The organism is Blastococcus sp. TBT05-19, assembly GCF_003319095.1.
In the GTDB taxonomy this organism is placed as follows: Bacteria; Actinomycetota; Actinomycetes; order Mycobacteriales; family Geodermatophilaceae; genus Blastococcus.
This window is the reverse complement of sequence record NZ_QOHI01000023.1, coordinates 1-509: the sequence shown is the minus strand read 5'-3', so window position 1 is coordinate 509 and position 509 is coordinate 1. Positions and strand designations below refer to the sequence as shown.

Sequence of the window (509 nt, the reverse complement as noted above, 5' to 3'; positions counted from 1 at the left end):
ACCTTCTTCAGGTGCCGACCGGCCTCTGCGGCCACCGCGGCCCCCGCCCGCTCGCTCCCGGTGAGCGACACGCCCTGCACCCGTGGGTCGGCGATGATCTCGGCGACCTGCTCGTTGGTCGCGTAGAGGTTGAGGTAGGCGTCTTCGGGCAGGCCTGCGTCGCACAGTAGCGCCTCGATGGCCGCCGACGACCTCGGGCAGCTGGGCGCGTGCTTGAGCAGGATGGTGTTGCCCAGGACCAGGTTCGGCGCGGCGAACCGGGCGACCTGGTAGTAGGGGTAGTTCCACGGCATGATGCCCAACAGCACCCCGACCGGGCGCTTCTGGATGACCGCCTCGCCGCCCTGGATGGTCAGCGGCTCGTCGGCGAGCAAGGTCTCGGCGTTGTCTGCGTAGTAGTTCCAGATGTCGACGACGATGCCCATCTCCCCCTTGGCCTCGGGGAGCAGCTTGCCCATCTCGGTCGCTGTCTCTTATACACATCTGACGCTGCCGACGATCTTACGCGT

General features: G+C 67.2%; 1 protein-coding gene. It reads right to left on the bottom strand.

Features of this window, described 5'->3' with window-relative positions:
• The coding region (locus tag DQ244_RS19150; protein WP_233491736.1) for an aldehyde dehydrogenase family protein at positions 1-458 on the bottom strand (458 nt) is incomplete at its 3' end.
• Between the last annotated feature and the right edge of the window lie 51 nt (positions 459-509).